This window comes from Singulisphaera chitinilytica (assembly GCF_049331405.1).
In the GTDB taxonomy this organism is placed as follows: domain Bacteria; phylum Planctomycetota; class Planctomycetia; order Isosphaerales; family Isosphaeraceae; genus PoT.
On record NZ_CP186274.1, the window covers coordinates 1,327,016 to 1,343,469 of the forward strand.

Annotated in this window: 11 protein-coding genes; 9 read left to right on the forward strand and 2 right to left on the reverse strand. The window is 67.3% G+C overall.

Annotated features, from left to right (window positions below; genetic code table 11):
- The first annotated feature begins 227 nt into the window (after nt 1-227).
- A complete protein-coding gene (locus tag ACOYYX_RS05170) occupies nt 228-710 on the forward strand; it encodes a hypothetical protein (protein WP_422928868.1) in 483 nt (160 codons plus the stop codon).
- Nucleotides 711-1,217: 507 nt separating this feature from the next.
- Complete coding sequence (locus ACOYYX_RS05175; protein WP_422928869.1) at nt 1,218-2,135, forward strand: ComEA family DNA-binding protein; 918 nt, start codon at nt 1,218-1,220, stop codon at nt 2,133-2,135.
- Nucleotides 2,136-2,265: 130 nt separating this feature from the next.
- Here ACOYYX_RS05175 and ACOYYX_RS05180 read toward each other — a convergent pair whose 3' ends face one another.
- A complete protein-coding gene (locus tag ACOYYX_RS05180) occupies nt 2,266-3,888 on the reverse strand; it encodes a sulfatase family protein (RefSeq protein ID WP_422928870.1) in 1,623 nt (540 codons plus the stop codon).
- A gap of 318 nt (nt 3,889-4,206) precedes the next feature.
- Between ACOYYX_RS05180 and ACOYYX_RS05185 the strand changes: the two genes are divergently transcribed.
- The 7 genes from ACOYYX_RS05185 (at nt 4,207) to ACOYYX_RS05215 (ending at nt 15,579) form a co-directional block, all read left to right on the forward strand.
- A complete protein-coding gene (locus tag ACOYYX_RS05185; RefSeq protein ID WP_422928871.1) occupies nt 4,207-4,377 on the forward strand; it encodes a hypothetical protein in 171 nt (56 codons plus the stop codon).
- A 135-nt stretch (nt 4,378-4,512) separates the two neighbouring features.
- On the forward strand, nt 4,513-6,369 hold the full coding sequence (locus ACOYYX_RS05190) for an alkaline phosphatase family protein (protein WP_422928872.1): 1,857 nt from the start codon (nt 4,513-4,515) through the stop codon (nt 6,367-6,369).
- Nucleotides 6,366-7,823 carry an alkaline phosphatase family protein gene (locus tag ACOYYX_RS05195; RefSeq protein ID WP_422928873.1) on the forward strand — a complete coding sequence of 486 codons (1,458 nt, stop codon included), beginning with the start codon at nt 6,366-6,368 and terminating at the stop codon, nt 7,821-7,823. Before ACOYYX_RS05190 ends, ACOYYX_RS05195 begins: the two co-directional genes overlap by 4 nt.
- Before the next feature lie 78 nt (nt 7,824-7,901).
- The gene (locus ACOYYX_RS05200; protein ID WP_422928874.1) at nt 7,902-9,854 is read left to right on the forward strand and encodes a sulfatase-like hydrolase/transferase; all 1,953 of its coding nucleotides are present in this window, start codon (nt 7,902-7,904) and stop codon (nt 9,852-9,854) included.
- Between the two features lie 16 nt (nt 9,855-9,870).
- Nucleotides 9,871-10,602, forward strand: coding sequence for a 3-oxoacyl-ACP reductase family protein (locus tag ACOYYX_RS05205; protein ID WP_422928875.1), 732 nt, complete (start codon nt 9,871-9,873; stop codon nt 10,600-10,602).
- A 379-nt stretch (nt 10,603-10,981) separates the two neighbouring features.
- Complete coding sequence (locus ACOYYX_RS05210) at nt 10,982-13,552, forward strand: hypothetical protein (RefSeq protein WP_422928876.1); 2,571 nt, start codon at nt 10,982-10,984, stop codon at nt 13,550-13,552.
- Complete coding sequence (locus ACOYYX_RS05215; protein WP_422928877.1) at nt 13,549-15,579, forward strand: M48 family metallopeptidase; 2,031 nt, start codon at nt 13,549-13,551, stop codon at nt 15,577-15,579. Before ACOYYX_RS05210 ends, ACOYYX_RS05215 begins: the two co-directional genes overlap by 4 nt.
- Here ACOYYX_RS05215 and ACOYYX_RS05220 read toward each other — a convergent pair.
- Nucleotides 15,507-16,331 (reverse strand): GntR family transcriptional regulator, encoded by an 825-nt coding sequence (locus ACOYYX_RS05220; RefSeq protein WP_422928878.1) that lies wholly within the window; start codon nt 16,329-16,331, stop codon nt 15,507-15,509. The genes ACOYYX_RS05215 and ACOYYX_RS05220 overlap by 73 nt on opposite strands.
- Nucleotides 16,332-16,454 lie beyond the last annotated feature (123 nt).

The following is a 16,454-nucleotide window of genomic DNA, read 5'->3' on the forward strand; positions in this document are numbered from 1 at the left end:
TTCGGGATGGCCTCGATCCGCCGTGTTGGGGGATTGAGGCGGAGTTTCTTGCGCAATTGCGATGCGGCGATAGGCCCTGAGGATTGCCCATCCGGAGGAGGCGTTACCAGGCGAAGGCTCGGATCGCAGGGGGCTCCATTTCCGCAGGCATGCGTGACCCCGGGAGTGTATGTTTCGGCACGGCGTGAGCTTGGAACATTCTCTACGTGTCGCCAAGGTACATGCAAATGAGGCACGCGACCCCCGCCTTCCTCCTCCTCTTCGCCCTGGCCGGCCCGGCCCTCGCGCATGACCGGTGCAATTCCTCGCGCTGCGATAGCTGCGCGGCGGAAGTCTGCCGGGCCAAGTCCTATATCCGCATGAACTGCTACGAGATGCAGGCGGCCGTTGAGGCCGAACGCTTCTCGATGAATCAGCAGATCCTGAACGTGTACAACTACTCGTACCCGATCGGCGTCCCGAGCCCGGCGCCCGCCTCGCCCGCCCCCATGGGGTACGACAACTCCCTGTCGTGGCCCCCGCAGGGACAGCCTGGATCCGCGCCCGCCCCGGCCGCGGACAGCCCGAAGGCGCCCGACCCCATCCCGGAGGCCCCGAAGGCGACGACGCCCCCGGGGCCGGGCCAGGGCGCTTCGACCCTCCCCGCCCCGTTGCCGAGGGCGTCAGCCCCCCGATCCCGCAGGCCCTCGACGCCGACGGCGGCTCGATAACAGATCGTCCCATGTCAACCGTTGAAAGTTGCCCGAATCTGGAGGAGTCCGCGCCCCCCTCCGCGATGGCGATCCCGGCCCCGGCTCGATGACGGAGCATGATCCGGGATCGTTCCCGCCTCCCCGGGGAATCCAGGCCCAACCCGCGAGCGGCCCCGATGACGTGGCCGACATCGGACGCTTCTAGCTCCCTCGTCGCGGGGCCTCGGGGGGCTCGGATCGGGCGGTCGGATGAATGTGGCCATGTTTTTCCCCGGAATCCGAGAAAAGTTGATTCATGCTCCGATAACCTCGGATATGCTGGAGAGGCACGTGTAGGTATGCCTCTGCATGATTGCTTGTTTCGGGTGCGGCATGGCAGGGGATTGGCCCGTGAGCGAGGGCCTCGGCCGCGAGTCCGAGGGCGTCGCGCGTGCCTCGAGTCCGGCCGTCGAAGCGCGACCCCGTGTCGCCGGTTCTCGGTCTTCCGCGAATATCAAAGGGTCAGAGACGTTGAAGGAGTCCGCGATGTTGGCTCGAAGTTTCCAGAAGCGAGCGGCCGCCCTCGGGCTCGCCATCTCGCTGATGCTCGGCGTCTCGGCGACGTCGTGGGCTCAGGCGACGAGCGCGCCGACGGCCGCGACAAAGGAGAAAACGAAGGCCAAGGATAAGGCGGCGAAGCTCCCGATCGACCTCAACTCCGCGACGGCCGAGGAACTCGAAGAAGTCCTGCCGGGCGTGGGCCCCGTCACCGCCAAGAAGATCATCGCCGGCCGGCCCTACGCCAAGTTCGAGGACGTGTCCAAGGCCGGGATCTCGGACAAGGTCATCTCCGCCATGAATGGCCGGGTCTCGTTCGGCAAGGCGACCGCCAAGGCCGAAGAGAAGCCCAAGACCAAGGCGATGACGAAGGCCAGGGCCAAGGCGAGCACCGCTGACAAGTCGGCCGTCGACCTGAATACGGCCAGCCTCAAGGAACTCGAGGCCCTGCCGGGCATCGGCCCCGTGCATGCCAGGGCGATCATCGAGGGGCGTCCGTTCCGCTCGGTCGACGACCTCGAGAAGATCAAGGGGATCGGCAAGGCCCGGATCGAGGCGCTTCGCGGCGTCGCCGTCGCCGGGGTCTCGGAGCCGGCGGACGGGACGGAGGCCGCGACCGAGGAGGCGCCGGCCCCCAAGCCCACGACGTCAACGCCCGCCAGGAAGGCCGCCCCCAAGACCTTCAAGAAGTCGGCGGGAGCCGCGGCGAAGGCCGAGCCGACCGATCCGGTGAATATCAACACCGCCTCGCTCGAGGAGCTCGACACCCTCTTCGGCATCGGCCCCGTGAAGGCCCAGGCGATCGTCGACGGCCGGCCTTACGAGAAGATCGAGGACATCATGAAGGTCAAGGGGATCAAGGAAGGGGAGTTTTCCAAGATCAAGGACATGATCACGACCAAGTGAATGCGGCGGGGCCGAGCCTTCGGCCCCGGACGAGTCATGTGCAGACCGTAGTACGGCTCGGGCCCCACACCGAATTTCCAATCGGGGGCCCGAGCCGTTTATCGTTTCGAAGCCGGGTTGTCCCGATCGATCACCTGGCGGATTCCTTGCGCTTGGCCTTGGCCGCGGCCTTGGTCCGGGGGTTCGCGGGGTTGATCCGGGAGGCGGGCGGATCCTGGTCCCCGACCTTCAACTCGCGGCGGAGGCGGGCCAGCTCGATTTCCAGCTCCTTGCGGACCTCGGCGTGGGCGGGGTCGTCGTAGACGCTCTTGAGCTCCTGCGGGTCTTCCTTGAGGTCGAAGAGCTCCCAGGAGTCTTGCCCTGGCTCGTAGAAGTGGACGAGCTTGTAGCGGTCGGTGACGACGCCGTAATGACGTGCGACGCTGTGTGGGCCGGGGAACTCGTAATAGTGGTAATAGAAGCTCTTGCGCCAGTCGGCCGGGGTCCGGCCCCGGAGGACCGGCAAGAGGCTCCGTCCCTGCATCTCGTCGGGGATCGGCTGACCGGCCGCTTCGAGGAAGGTCTCGGCGAAGTCGAGGTTCGAGACCAGATCCTTGTTCACCGAACCGGGCGCGACAACCCCCGGCCAGCGGACGAGCAGGGGGGCTCGCAGCGACTCTTCGAAGATCCAGCGCTTGTCGAACCAGCCGTGCTCGCCGAGATAGAAGCCCTGGTCGGATCCGTAAACGACGATGGTGTCTTTCGCCAGGCCCTCGTCGTCCAGGTACTTGAGCACTCGGCCGACCCCTTCATCGACGGCCTTGATGCAGCCGAGGTAGTCGTGCATGTACCGGTTGTACTTCCATCGCACGAGGTCCTTGCCCTGGAGCTTGGCCGCCTCGAATGCCTTGTTGCGGGGTTCGTAATAGGCGTCCCAGGCCTCGACCTGCTTGGGGGTGAGCTGCGAGGGGGGCGTGAGCTTGAGGTCACGCGAGGTCATCGTCTCGGCGATGGTCATGTCCTGCGAGTGCTCGGCCTTGCCGCGCCCGGCGTAGTCGTCGAAGAGGGTCGCCGGCTCGGGATACTTGCGGTCCTTGTCATGCCCGAGGTGCCGGAGCGCCGGCTCCCACTCGCGATGCGGGGCCTTCTGCTGGCACATGAGCAGGAAGGGCTTCGACTTATCGCGGTTCTTGAGCCAGTCGAGGGAGAGGTCGGTGATGATGTCGGTGGTGTAGCCCTCGTGCGTCACCTTCTTGCCGTTGTCGATCATCGGCGGGTTGTAGTAGACCCCCTGGCCCGGGAGGATGTGCCAGTAGTCGAAGCCGGTGGGGTCGCTGACGAGGTGCCACTTGCCCACGAGGGCCGTCTGGTATCCGCCCGCCTTGAGGAGCTTGGGGAAGGTCGTCTGCGCGCCGTCGAATCGGCTGTTCGTGTTGTTGTAGAAGCCGTTGAGGTGACTGTACTTGCCCGTGAGGACGGTCGCCCGACTCGGCCCGCAGATCGAGTTGGGGACGACGCAGCGGTCGAACCTCATCCCCTCCTTCGCGATCCGGTCGATGTTGGGGGTCTCGAGCAGCTTGCGGCCCTCGCCGTAGGCGCTGATGGCCTGGTAGGCGTGGTCGTCGGAGAAGATGAAGACGATGTTGGGGCGCCTGGCGTCGGCCGCCAGGCTCAGCGTCGCCAGGCCTGCGCACCAGCAGGAACCGGCCGCGAGCAGGGCCCACTTCGCTACCCATCTCCCCCCATATCGCGATCCGACCGACGCCGCTTTCATTCCGCAGTCTCCCTGAAAACCTCTGCCGTGGCGAGCAAGCGCTCTCGACGCCATTCGCCAAGTTGTCATGATGGCGACCACGGTTCTAAGGCCAAGTCCGTCCTGGATTCAACGGCCCAGCCCGGAAAACGGCCTCGGGACCATCATTCGGATGTTTAAGTCGTTGTGCGCAAGACGTTGAGGCGGAAAGAAATGCCTATCCCGATGGGGGCGGCGCCGGATACCATGGACGGAGCGTGAAGGAGGCCGACGATCGCGGGGCTCTGGGCCCCGGGCCGGGCTCCCCGTTCGGCCGCACCCTCGGGGAAGTGATCAGCGATGCCGTTGCCTTTCGCCTACTTCGGGCCCGAGACGACCCTGCCGATCATGTCGGTGATCGCGGCAGTCATCGGTTTCGTCCTGACGCTGGGACGAGCCTCGCTGACGATGGTGACCCGCTGGTTCCGCCTGCTCAGGATGCGCATGTCCCGGCCTTCGGGGCGCAAGTAAGTCGCGGTCAAAAGTGGATGTTGACGCCGCGGGTCGAGGACGTCCGTTGCCGGGCCGGGTCGATGAAGGCCGGGACGGGCGGGGTTCCCCCTCTTCCTCCGACCCCGCGAACCCTCGGCTGAAGACCCGTTTCGAATGAAACTGAACAAGGTGATTGTCGTCGGGCTGGACGGCCTGGAACCCGGGATCGTCGAGCCCTTGATGGCGGCCGGAGAGCTGCCGAACCTGGCCCGCCTGCGCGAACGCGGCGGCTACGGCCGGGTCGCCACCACCTCGCCCGCGCAGACGCCGGTCGCCTGGTCGACGTTCGCCACCGGGGTCAATCCCGGCGGCCACGGCATCTTCGACTTCCTCAGGCGCGACCCCAAGACATATCTGCCCGACCTCGCGCTCAACCGCTACGAGCAGAAGAACGCCTTCACCCCGCCGAAGGCCGTGAACCTCAGGCGAGGGGTGCCGCTCTGGGACCTCCTGTCGGCGGCCGGCGTCAACTCCGAGGTCATCCGCTGCCCGTGCACCTATCCGCCCGACCCGGTCAAGGGGCGGATGCTCTCCGGCATGGGGGTGCCCGACGTCCGCGGCGGCCTCGGCACCGGCACCTATTACACGACGCAGTCCGGCATCCACGCGGGCGAAGGGGAGCAGATCGTCCAGGTCACGCCATCGGCCGACGGCTCGATCGCGACGGCCCTGGTCGGCCCGAGGAACCCCAAGGATCGGACCGACCTCCGGCTCGACCTCCAGATCCGCCAGGACACCGACGGCGGTCGCGTCTTCCTGAAGTGCGCGGGGGCTACCCCGGGCGAGCTCGAAGTGCGCCTGGGCGTCTGGAGCGGCTGGCTCCGCGTGAAGTTCAAGCTCGGCATGCTCCGGGCCATCAAGGGGATCGTCCGGTTCCGCCTGATGCGGCTCGGATCCGACTTCGCGCTCTACGCGTCTCCGATCAACTTCGATCCCGAGTCTCCCCTGTTCCCGATCAGCTCCCCCGAGGACTACGCCTGGGAGCTCGGCCTGGATTCGGGCCCTTACTACACGACGGGGATGGTCGAGGACCACGCCGGCCTGAGCAACGGCCGGATCGACGAGGCCGCTTTCCTCGACCAGTGCGACGCCGTCTGGGACGAGCGCGAGTCGATGATGATCCGCGCCCTCGAGCGCGGCCGCGACGGCTTCTATTACTGCCTCTTCGACACGCCCGACCGCGTCCAGCATATGTTCTGGCGTTTCCGGGAGCCCGACCACCCGGCCAACCTCGGCAAGACGCCCCCAAAGCAGTACGTCGGAGAGATCGAGCGGCATTACCGCAGGGCCGACCGCGCGCTCGGCGCGGCGCTCCGGTATGCCGACGACAAGACGCTGACGATCGCCCTCAGCGACCACGGCTTCGGCTCCTTCCGGCGCTGCGTCGACATCAACGCCTGGCTGTATGAGCAAGGCCTGCTCGCCCTCGAGCCCGGCGTGAGGCCGGGGCACGAGGCGGGCGACCTGCTCCTCAAGGTCGACTGGTCGAAGACGAAGGCGTATGCCCTGGGCCTCGGGGGGATCTACCTGAACCTTGAGGGGCGCGAGGGCAAGGGGATCGTCGCCGAGGCCGACGCCGAGGCGCTTAAGCAGCAGATCGCCCGGAACCTGAAAGGGCTGGCCGACCCCGAGTCGGGTGCCGAAGGGATCCGCGAGGTCAAGGCTCGCGAGGAGCTCTACAGCGGCCCTTACGTCGGGGAGTCGCCCGACCTGATCGTCCACTTCAACCGCGGCTATCGGGTCTCGTGGGGGACCTCGATGGGCGGGGTCGGCTCGTCGATCTTTACGGATAACACCAATGCGTGGGGCGGGGATCACATCGTCGATCCCTCCCAGGTCCCCGGCGTGCTCTTCATGGACCGGTCGTTCCGGCCCGAGGGTGCCCGGCTCCTGGACCTGGCCCCCACGATCCTGGCGGCCCTGGGCGTGCCGGCGGGGCCGGCGATGGAAGGGAGTTCGCTCTTAACATGAAGATCCTGGTCATCGGACTCGACTGCGCCGCCCCCGACTTACTGTTCGGCGACGAACGGCTCGAGAACTTCCGCCGCCTGATGGACTCGGGCTGCCACGGGCGGCTCGAGAGCGTCATCCCGCCGATCACCGTCCCGGCCTGGATGTGCATGGCCACGAGCCAGGACCCCGGCTCGCTCGGCGTCTACGGGTTCCGCAACCGCGTCGACCACTCGTACGACAAGCTCGGGATCGTCAACTCCCGCTCCTTCGACGCCGTCGCCATCTGGGACCAGATCGGCCGCGAAGGGGGCAAGTCGGTCCTGATCGGCGTCCCCCCGAGCTTCCCCCCGCGCAAGGTGAACGGGATCTCGGTCGGCTGCTTCCTCACGCCCGACACCACCAAGGATGTGTTCACGCATCCCCCGGCGGTCAGCGACGAGATCCGCAAGGTCGCCGGCGAGTACCACGTCGACGTCAAGGGGTTCCGGACCGACAACAAGGCCTGGCTCCGCGACGAGATCTTCGAGATGAGCCGCAAGCACTTCGAGGTGGTGCGGCACTTCCTCAAGACGGCCGAGTGGGACTACTTCCAGTTCGTGGAGATCGGCCTCGACCGCGTCCACCACGGGTTCTGGAGCCACCACGACCCCGAGCACGTCCTGCACGACCCGAACTCCCCCTTCCGCGACGTGATCCGGGACTATTACCTCTACCTCGACCAGGAGCTCGGCACGATCCTCGAGCTGCTGAGCGACGACACCGTCGTCCTCGTCGTCTCCGACCACGGCGCCCGCAAGCTCGACGGCGGCTTCTGCGTCAACGAGTGGCTGATCCGCGAAGGGCTCCTCGTCCTGAATAAGTACCCCGAGAAGGTCACGACGTTCGAGAAGCTCGACGTCAACTGGGACAAGACCAAGGTCTGGAGCGAGGGGGGCTACTACGCCCGCGTCTTCTTCAACGTCCAGGGGCGCGAGCCGAAGGGGATCATCCCCCAGGCCGAGTACGAGAGCTTCCGCGACGAGGTGAAGGCCCGGTTCGAGGCGACGGTCGACGACAAGGGGCAGCCCCTCGGCACGCTCGTCTTCAAGCCCGAAGAAGTGTACAAGTCGGTCAAGAACGTGGCCCCTGATCTAATCGTCCACTTCGGTGCGCTCTCCTGGCGGTCGGTCGGCGGGGTCGGTTACCCCGAGATCCACGTCCGCGAGAACGACACGGGCCCGGACGACTGCAACCACGACCAGTTCGGCGCGTTCATCCTGGCCTCGGCCAACAACCCCGTCTCGGGCGAGGTCGAGGGGGCGCACCTGCTCGACATCGCTCCGACGTTGCTCGACCTGGCCGGGTATGAGATTCCCCCCTCGATGCAGGGGAAGTCGCTCGTCGCCGGCAAGGAGGCTGCGGAGCCCGTCGCGCAAGGGGACGCCGAGTCGGTCGTCCGCGACCGGCTCCAGGGGCTCGGCTACCTCGGTTGATCATCAACTCATGAATGGCATCGTGCCGTCGATGTGCCGATCGTGCGAGCGGCCTCGACGGCGCCGGAAGGGCGAGCGATGAGCACGGGCCTCGATCCCGATGAGCAGGCAGGCGGGCCCGACGCGACGGCATCGGCGGGGGCCCGCGGGGCTCCCGTCCTGGCCTCGCCATTCCGGACGGCCCTCTGGTTCGGCCTCGTCGCCGGCTTCGTCGAGCTCCTGCCGGTCCACCTCAAGACCTGGCTGCTGCAGGCGGGCATCTATCGCAAGAACCCGAACCTCGTCTGGATGATCCCCGCCTCGCTGGGGATCATCTTCGCGGCGTTCGGGCTCTTACTCGTGGTTTTGAAGAAGTATACGGCGAGATTGGCGGGACGCCCGGCGGTCTTCTCGCTTTGTGCGCTGGCGGTGCTGTCGGTCCTGCTGGCGGTCCCCGGGCTCCAGGCGTTTGCGTCGCTGATCCTCGCGATCGGCGTTGCCTCCTGGATCGCGCCGGCGATCGTCGCGAGGGCCGATGGGTTCGATCGGCTGGTCAGGCGCAGCCTCCCCTTGCTGTCGGTGGTCCTGCTGGCGATCGTCGGCGTCTCGCTGGGCAAGGGGCCATTCCGGGAGTGGATCGCCAACCGCGGCTTGCCCGCGCCGCCAAAGGGGGCTCCCAACGTCTTGCTCGTCGTCATGGATACCGTCAGGGCCGACGACACGAGCCTGCACGGCTATGCTCGCGACACGACGCCGAACCTCGCCGCGCTCGCGGGCCGCGGCCTGATGTTCGAGCGGGCGATCGCCACGGCGCCCTGGACCTTGCCGTCGCACGCGAGCATGTTCACGGGTCGATGGTCGTGGGAGGTCTCGGTGGGATTCGACCGGGCCCTCGACGCCAGGTACCCAACCCTCGCCGAATCGCTGGCGCGCCGGGGTTACGCGACGGGGGGCTTCATCGCCAACACCGTTTTTTGCTCGGCCGAGTATGGCCTCTCGCGCGGGTTCGCGCATTACGAGGATTATCTCACGACTCCGATCGGCGTGCTCCGCTCATCGGCGCTGGGATGGCTGATCTCCATGCGCGTCGGCTCGGTGATCGATCGTATCGACGTGGCCTTGCATCGCGATCCGAGGCATCCGCTTGAGGAGGAGGACGATCGCAAGCCCGCCGCCCTGATCAATCGGGAGGCCCTGGGCTGGATCGACCGCCAGGCGGGGCGCCCCTTCTTCGCGTTCATCAATTACATCGATGCGCACGACCCTTATCTGCTGCCGCCGGGCGAGCACAAGCACTTCGGCCGCCGGCCGAAGACCCTCGCCGATTTCCAGCTCCTCCGGGATTGGGAGGAGCACGACAAGCGGACGTGCAGCCCCGAGGATCTCGTCATGGCCCGCGACGCCTACGACGACTGCATCGCCGCGCTCGACGTGCAGCTCGGGGCCCTGATGAAGTCCCTCGAGAGCCGGAAGCTCCTCGAGAACACGGTCGTCATCATCACCTCGGATCACGGCGAGCACTTCGGCGAACACTCCCGCGAGGGCCGGCCTATCTACGGGCATCGCGCCAGCGTGTATCAACCCGAGATTCATGTCCCTTTACTGATCATCGCGCCGGGGAAGGTCCAGGCGGGCGAGAAGATCCCGGGAGCCGTGAGCCTGCGCGACCTGCCGGCGACGGTGCTGGACCTCGTCGGCCTCGACAACGAGGCGAAGTTCCCGGGCAACTCGCTGGTCAATCCGCTCCGCAACTGGTCGACTTCGCCGGACAAGGCCTCGCACGACCAGGAGCCGGTCCTCTCCGAGTTCTCCTCGCGGCAGGACATTGCCCCCGATCGACGCTATGCCACGCCCACGCCCGGATTGTCGAGGGCACTGATCTCTGGCGATAAGGCGTACCTCCGGCTCGACGGCCGCGACGAGGCCCTCTACAACCTGGCCGACGACCCCGTCGAGGCGCACGACCTGTCGAAGCAGCCCGACGCCGCGCCTTCGTTGCAAGGGCTCCGCTCGACCCTCGACCGGCTCATCCCGACTCCCCAGGGGAAGTGACCGCGGAGACACGACGATGGATCAGTTGCTCGGCAAAGTCGCCCTGGTGACCGGCGGTAGCCGCGGGATCGGCCGCGCGATCGCGCTGGCGATGGCCGCGGCGGGGGCGGACATCGCCATCAACTACCTCAGCCGGGCCGCCGAGGCCGACGAGGTCTGCGACGAAATCCGCAAGCTCGGCCGTCGCGGCCTGGCCGTCGCCGCCGACGTCTCGGTCGGAGAGCAGGTGACGAGGCTCGTCGCCTCGATCACCGAAACACTCGGGCCCGTCTCGGTCCTGGTCAACAACGCCGGGATCAGCCGCCCGCAAGCGTTGGATCAAATCTCCGAGCGTGACTGGGACGAGCTGATCGACGTGAACCTGAAGTCGGCCTTCCTCGTGACCCAGGCGGTCGTGCCGGGCATGCGGGCGCAAGGCTGGGGCCGGATCATCAACCTCTCGTCGGTCGCCGCGCAGCTCGGCGGGGTCGTCGGGCCGCACTATGCGGCATCCAAGGCCGGCTTGATCGGCATGACGCACTCGTACGCCGCGCTCCTGGCCAAGGAGGGGATCACGTCCAACGCGATCGCCCCGGCCCTGATCGCCACCGAGATGGTCACGAACAATCCGAAGGCCCGACCAGAGATCATCCCCGTCGGCCGCTTCGGCGAGGCGGATGAGGTCTCCGACGTCGCCGTCCTGCTCGCCAACAACGGCTACATCACCGGTCAGACCATCAACGTCAATGGCGGATGGTACATGAGTTGAACCCGCCTGGCGTACCCTTCCGGAAACCCTTCGCATCTCCGCGAATCTTCACGGAGATTTCACGCCGGGCGGCAGAATCCCCCTCATCAGTGTCCGTGCCGATGATTCGCGATGGCAACGGCGGTTGGCGGATCGCTCGGCGCGTGATAGCTTACGCACGGCGTGAACGAGCCGAGATTCGTTCATTTTTGCCTCGTCTCATGCCGGAGCTGCCGGGCGCGTTGAACCGTGCCCGCATTTCGACCGATATAGACCGAGAAGCCCATCGGCTCGCCGCAGCCGTTCGGATTCCCTCCCCGGGGCCGGAACCGGCCCGGCCGCGACGCGAGAGCCCGGGCGCTCACGGCAAGGATGCGTGATACCGGTCCGAGGAGGAGCGATGCCGTCGACATATAACGGAGTCGGGACGTGGTACTATGGCAAGAAGAACCACTCGACCCGCAACACGACCTGCGAATTCTGCCGCAAGGTGGGGAATCTCGAGTCGTACGACACGCGGCTCTACTTCGTGGTCCTGTTCATCCCGGTGATCCCTCTCGGGCGCAAGCGCATCATCGATAAATGCCCGCGATGCTCGCGCCACATGGTCGCCAAGGCCGACGAATATGAGCAGGCGCGACAACTGCAGACGTCGGAAGGCCTGGAACGGTTCCGTCGCGAAGGCTCGCCCGACTCGGCGCTCGACGCCCACGCCCGGTTCCTCGCCTTCCGCGAGTTCGAACAGGCCGAGGAACTCCGCCGGACGGCGGCCGAGCGGTTCCATGACGACGCCCCGATGCTCGCCGGCTTCGGCGGGCAACTGATGCAGGCGGCCCTCTACGCCGAGTCGAAAGACTTCTTCGACCGGGCACTCGAGCAGAGGGAGGACCTGCCGGAGGCCCGCATCGGCGTGGCGCGGTTCAAGATGGCGGCCGGCGAGCTGGACGAGGCCCGAGAGCTGCTCGACTTCCTCGAGGTCCCGGGCGCCGGCGAGCGCTACTCGATGGGCCCCCTGGATCAACTCGCGAGCAACTATCAGGAGGCCGGCCGCCACCAAGACGCGCTCGACCTCTCCGCGCAGGTGCTCCGGGAGCTCCCCGAGGTCGGGCAGCAGCACAAGTTCCGGGAGTTCGTGAGGAAGTCGGAGAAGGCCCTCCGGCTCAAGGAGTCGATCCTGCCGCCGATGGGGCACAGCCTCCGCGGCCTCTTCCAGAAGGAGAACTCGCCGTACCCGGTCTGGCTGCGGCGGTCGGTCGCGGCCGCGGCGGTGCTCCTGCTCGTCTCGGCGGGGCTTGTGTTCAGCAACGAGTATATCCGCACGCACCGATCCATCTATGTCCTGAACACGACGGGCAAGCCGCTCACCATCGAGGTGGACAACGAGCCGCCGCAGGCCTTCCCGTCGACGGGGAAGCTGACCATCGCCGAGGGCAAGCACCACCTCAAGCTCACGGGGGCGGTCAAGGAGGACCTCGACGTCGACCTGAACTCGGGTTACGTCGAGCGATGGACGTCGAAGCCGGCCTGGATCCTCAACCCCGGGGCCTCGGCCGCGATCGACGAGACGAGGATCGTCTATTCGGAGGTGGCGACCCCCCCGCAGCACCGGCTGATCGTCGGGCAGTCGTTCGTGTCCTTCCCGCACGTCGACTACCTCTACGAGTCGCCGCCGACCACCATCAAGGTGAAGCGCAACGCGAAGCCGGTGGAGAAGATCTACGTCCATGGCGTCGAGGGGGACGACTTCGAGATCTTCCTCCACGCCTTCCAGACCGACAAGCCCGGCGCCTTCCGGTTCGCCGAGGGGCTCCTGCGGCGACATCCCGATCAGGACAACTTCCTCAAGTATTACACCGCGCTCTCCATGATGGAGAACCACGGCAACGCCGAGGCCTTCCTCGAGGAGCAACTCGACCATCGGCCGGTCCTCCTCCAGTGGCATCGGGGGTATCAGACCCTCGTCGAGGCCAAGGGGCGGAACGACGAATTGATCGCCCAGTACGACAGGTATTTGAACTCGGATCCGAATAATGGCGCCTTGCTCTACCTGAGGGGCCGGGTCGAGCTCGACTGGGAGAAGCAGAGGGAGTACGACCGGAAGTCGATCGAGGCGGATCCGAACCTCCCCTGGCCCTGGATGTCCCTCGGCATGCGGGCGATGGCCGAGGCGAACTGGCAGGAGGCCCTCCGCTGCCTGCGCAAGTCCCAGGAGCTCAAGATCGACCCCGATCAGATCAACGAATCCCTGCACACGGTCCGTCTGGCCTCCGGAGAGGCCAAGGCCCTGGTCGAGGACTACCGCCGGCAGCTCATGATCCGCCCCGCGCAGTTCAACGTGCGGACCTGGCTCTCCGAGGCGATGGCGGTCGCCGGGCAGGGGGGGCAGATCGACGGCTCGATCAACGAGTGGGAGATGCGGTCGCCTTACCCCGACCAGCCCGACATGATCGACTCCGCGAGGGTGCTCGGCTACTACCTGGCCGGCGACTTCGAGAAGTGCGACGAGACGTGCAAGGGGAAGCCATCGCTCCGCGCGAGCACGATCCGGGCCCAGGCGTTGCTCGCCCTCGGCAAGCCCGCCGAGGTGGCGTCGGAGTCGATGTATGAGAGTTCGCTCAACGACCCCTGGACGATCCTCGCCGTGAGCCTGGGGCTCTCGAACGAGGGGCACGCCGACGAGGCGAAGGCCTGGTTCGACCGGGGCTGCAAGGCGCTCGAGAACCGGTTCCTCCAGGAGCGCCTGGCCGTCAAGGTCCTGAAGCAGGAGGAGGCCCCCTCGGCCGAGTCGGTCATGCACCTGATGACCTCGCCCGAGGAGAAGGCCCTGATCTTCTGCCTGCTCGGCACCCGGTTCCCCGACAGGAAGGCCGAGTACCACCGGGCGGCGGCCAGGTTCAACGTCCGCAGGACGCCCCCGGCGCACCTCATCCGGAGGATCGTCGACCCCAACAACTCCGCGACCAAGCCATGAAGCGAAGCGACTTCGAACGACTGGTGAAACGGATCGAGGCCCGCTACGCCGGGAAGCCGCGGGCCCTCGAGCGCGCGACGATGGCCTGGGTCGCCTTAGGCCTGGTCGCGGCGCTCGCCTGGCTCGGGGCCCTCTTCGCCCTGAGCGCCTTGATCTTCGTGGCGGGCATCTTCGTCGAACCCCCCGGCGGGATCATCCTGATCGTCGTCGGCTGCCTGATGATCGTCTACACGCTGACGCAGGTGGGGGTCCTGCTCCTGGTCGAGCCGGGCGCCCCCGCTTTGCGCTCGCTCAAGCCGTCCGAGGGGGCCGAACTCCATCGGATGATCGAGTCGTTGCGCCAGGAAATCGGCTGCCGGCCATTCTCCGAGATCCGGGTCAACCTCGACTTCAACGCGGGGGTCTACGAGGTCGCCCGGCTCGGCGTCTTCGGCTGGCCGAGGATGATCCTCGAGCTCGGGCTGCCGCTGATGCTGACGCTCTCCGAGGAAGAGTTCCGCGCGGTCCTGGCCCACGAGTTCGCCCACATCTCGTCGCGGCACGGCCGCAGCTCTGGGAGGCTCTACCGGCTCAGGATCCGCTGGGAGCGTCTCTTCCACCAGCTCCAGCGGCCCGGCACGAGCAGCTTCGGCCGGGGCATCCGCTGGGCCTCGTCGCACTTCATCGACTGGTACTGGCCCCGACTGAACGCGAGGGCAAGGGTGCTCTCGCGCGCCCACGAGTACGACGCCGACGCCCTCGCCGCCAGGATCGCCGGTGCCGAGGCCCAGGTCTCCGCCCTCTGGAAACTGGAGTGCCGCGAGGGCTGGCTCGCCGAGCGGTTCTGGCCCGACGTCTACCTCGGGGCCGACACCCTCGCCGAGCCCCCCGACGACATTTACGCCAGGATGCTCGTCGCCATGGGCGAGCCGCCGACGCCGGTCGAGGCCACGCGCTGGGCCGAGCGAGGTCTCAGCCGCGCGACGGAGCACGACCAGACCCACCCCTCATTCGTCGACCGGGCGCGAGCCGTCGGGATCGATGCCGAGGAGGTTCAACGCCTTGCGTTTCCCGAGGCGGCTCGCCCTTCGGCCGCGGAGGCGCTGCTCGGCGACGACTTCGAACGGCTCCGGCTCGCGATGGGCGCATCCTGGCGCAGGTCGAACGGGGCCGCCTGGCGCGAGCGCTATCGCAAGGCCCAGTACGACGCCAGGCGGCGGGCTTCCACCGCAATCCCGGCGGAGCCCAAAGCCGAGACGGAGGCCGTGGCCGGGGTCGAGGAACGGAATGCTCATCGTCTCGACCCCAAGGACGCGGTCCGGCTCTGGGACGAGGTGAAGGAGATCGCCGGCTTCCACGGGGTCGACCAGGCCTTGCCCACGCTCCGGTCGCTCCTCGACCACGACCCGAGCCATGCGGGGGCCAGGGTCTATTTCGGCGTCCACCTGCTCAAGCACGACGCGCCGAGCGGCGAAAAGCTACTCCTCGACGTGCTCGAAGCGGCGGACGAGGACTGGGTTCCCCGCGCCTGCCAGGAACTCCTCTCGTTCTACCGCGACACGGGGCAGACCGACCGCGTCCGCGCGATCCGCGAGCGTTACGAGCGGCACGAGTCGGACGTCGAGAAATCCAGGCGTGAGCGATCGTCGATCAAGGCGGGGGACAGGCTGCTGCCGCACGGGCTCGACGATGGCCAGCTCGCGCAGGTCCGCGGGCTCCTGGCGGGCCAGACCGATTGCGGGTCGGCCTGGCTGGTGCGCAAGGCGCTCGACTTCTTCCCGAACCGGCCGCTGTTCCTCCTCTGCGTGACGACCAAGGGGGGGGCCTGGTCGTGGGGCAAGGGGGAGGCCGACAACATGCTGGCCAAGCGGCTCTTCTCCAAGGCCGAATTGCCCGGCCAGGTCTTCCTCATCGCCAGGCACGGGCCCTTCGGCAACGTCGGCAAGAAGGTCGTCGCCTTCCCGGGCTCCCGAATTTATCCCCCGACGGGCCCCGAGGTCGCGTCGACCGCCGGGGGCTCGGGCTCGGTTGAAGACGTGAAAGCCTGAGGCTCTGACGGGGCGTCGGCCGGGCCCTGGGGCGTCTCCACGGCGATGGCCGACTCCTCGGCCATCGCCGCGGGCTGCTGCTTGCCGCTGTTGTAGGCGAACAGTTCCTTCTCGAGGCCGCGGCGGACGTGGTCGCGCATGGCCTGGTCGGCACGGATCGGGTCGCGCGCCCGGATGGCCTCGACGAGCGAGAGGTGCCAGTGCGGCGGGTCGGGCATCTCGGGCATGAACCGCCAGTTCGCCTGGAGCCTGGCGAGCGTCTCGATCCGCTCGAGCTTGTGGACGAGGATCGGGAACCTCGAGAGCTCGGCGATCTGCTTGTGGAACTTCCAGTGCAGCAGGAGCCCCTCGCTCGGCCCGGCCTCCGCGTCGGGATCCTCGGCCGGGACCTGGGCGTCGACCAGGTTGGCGAGGATGGCTAACTCGTCGAGCTCGGCCTCGGTGGCCGACTCGCAGGCCAGGCGGATCGCCTGGGTCTCATACGCCTCTCGGAGGACGTAATCCGAACGGATCGTCTCGATCGAGATCTGCCGGACCCGGGCCATCTGGTTCGACTCGGCCTCGACGAGCCCCGAGCCCTCCAGGCGCACCAGGGCCTCGATCACCGGGATGTAGCTCGTCCCGTACCTGGAGGCGATCTGCCGGCGCGAGAGCGCCTCGCCCGGCTTGAGCTTCCCGGCCGTGATCTCCTCCCGGAGCCCCTCGTAGATTCGGTGATTCAGCGCGGGTTTGCGAGAATTCTTGGAAGCCATGACATGCCTGCGCCTTCTCGGAAGCGATCCGATTGCCCTTAGAAGTGCGAAATCGGGCAGGATGGGTGGTCGAGGCGGTCCGCGACGCCCGGGACCAGGGCATCGCGACCATCTATGCGTCGA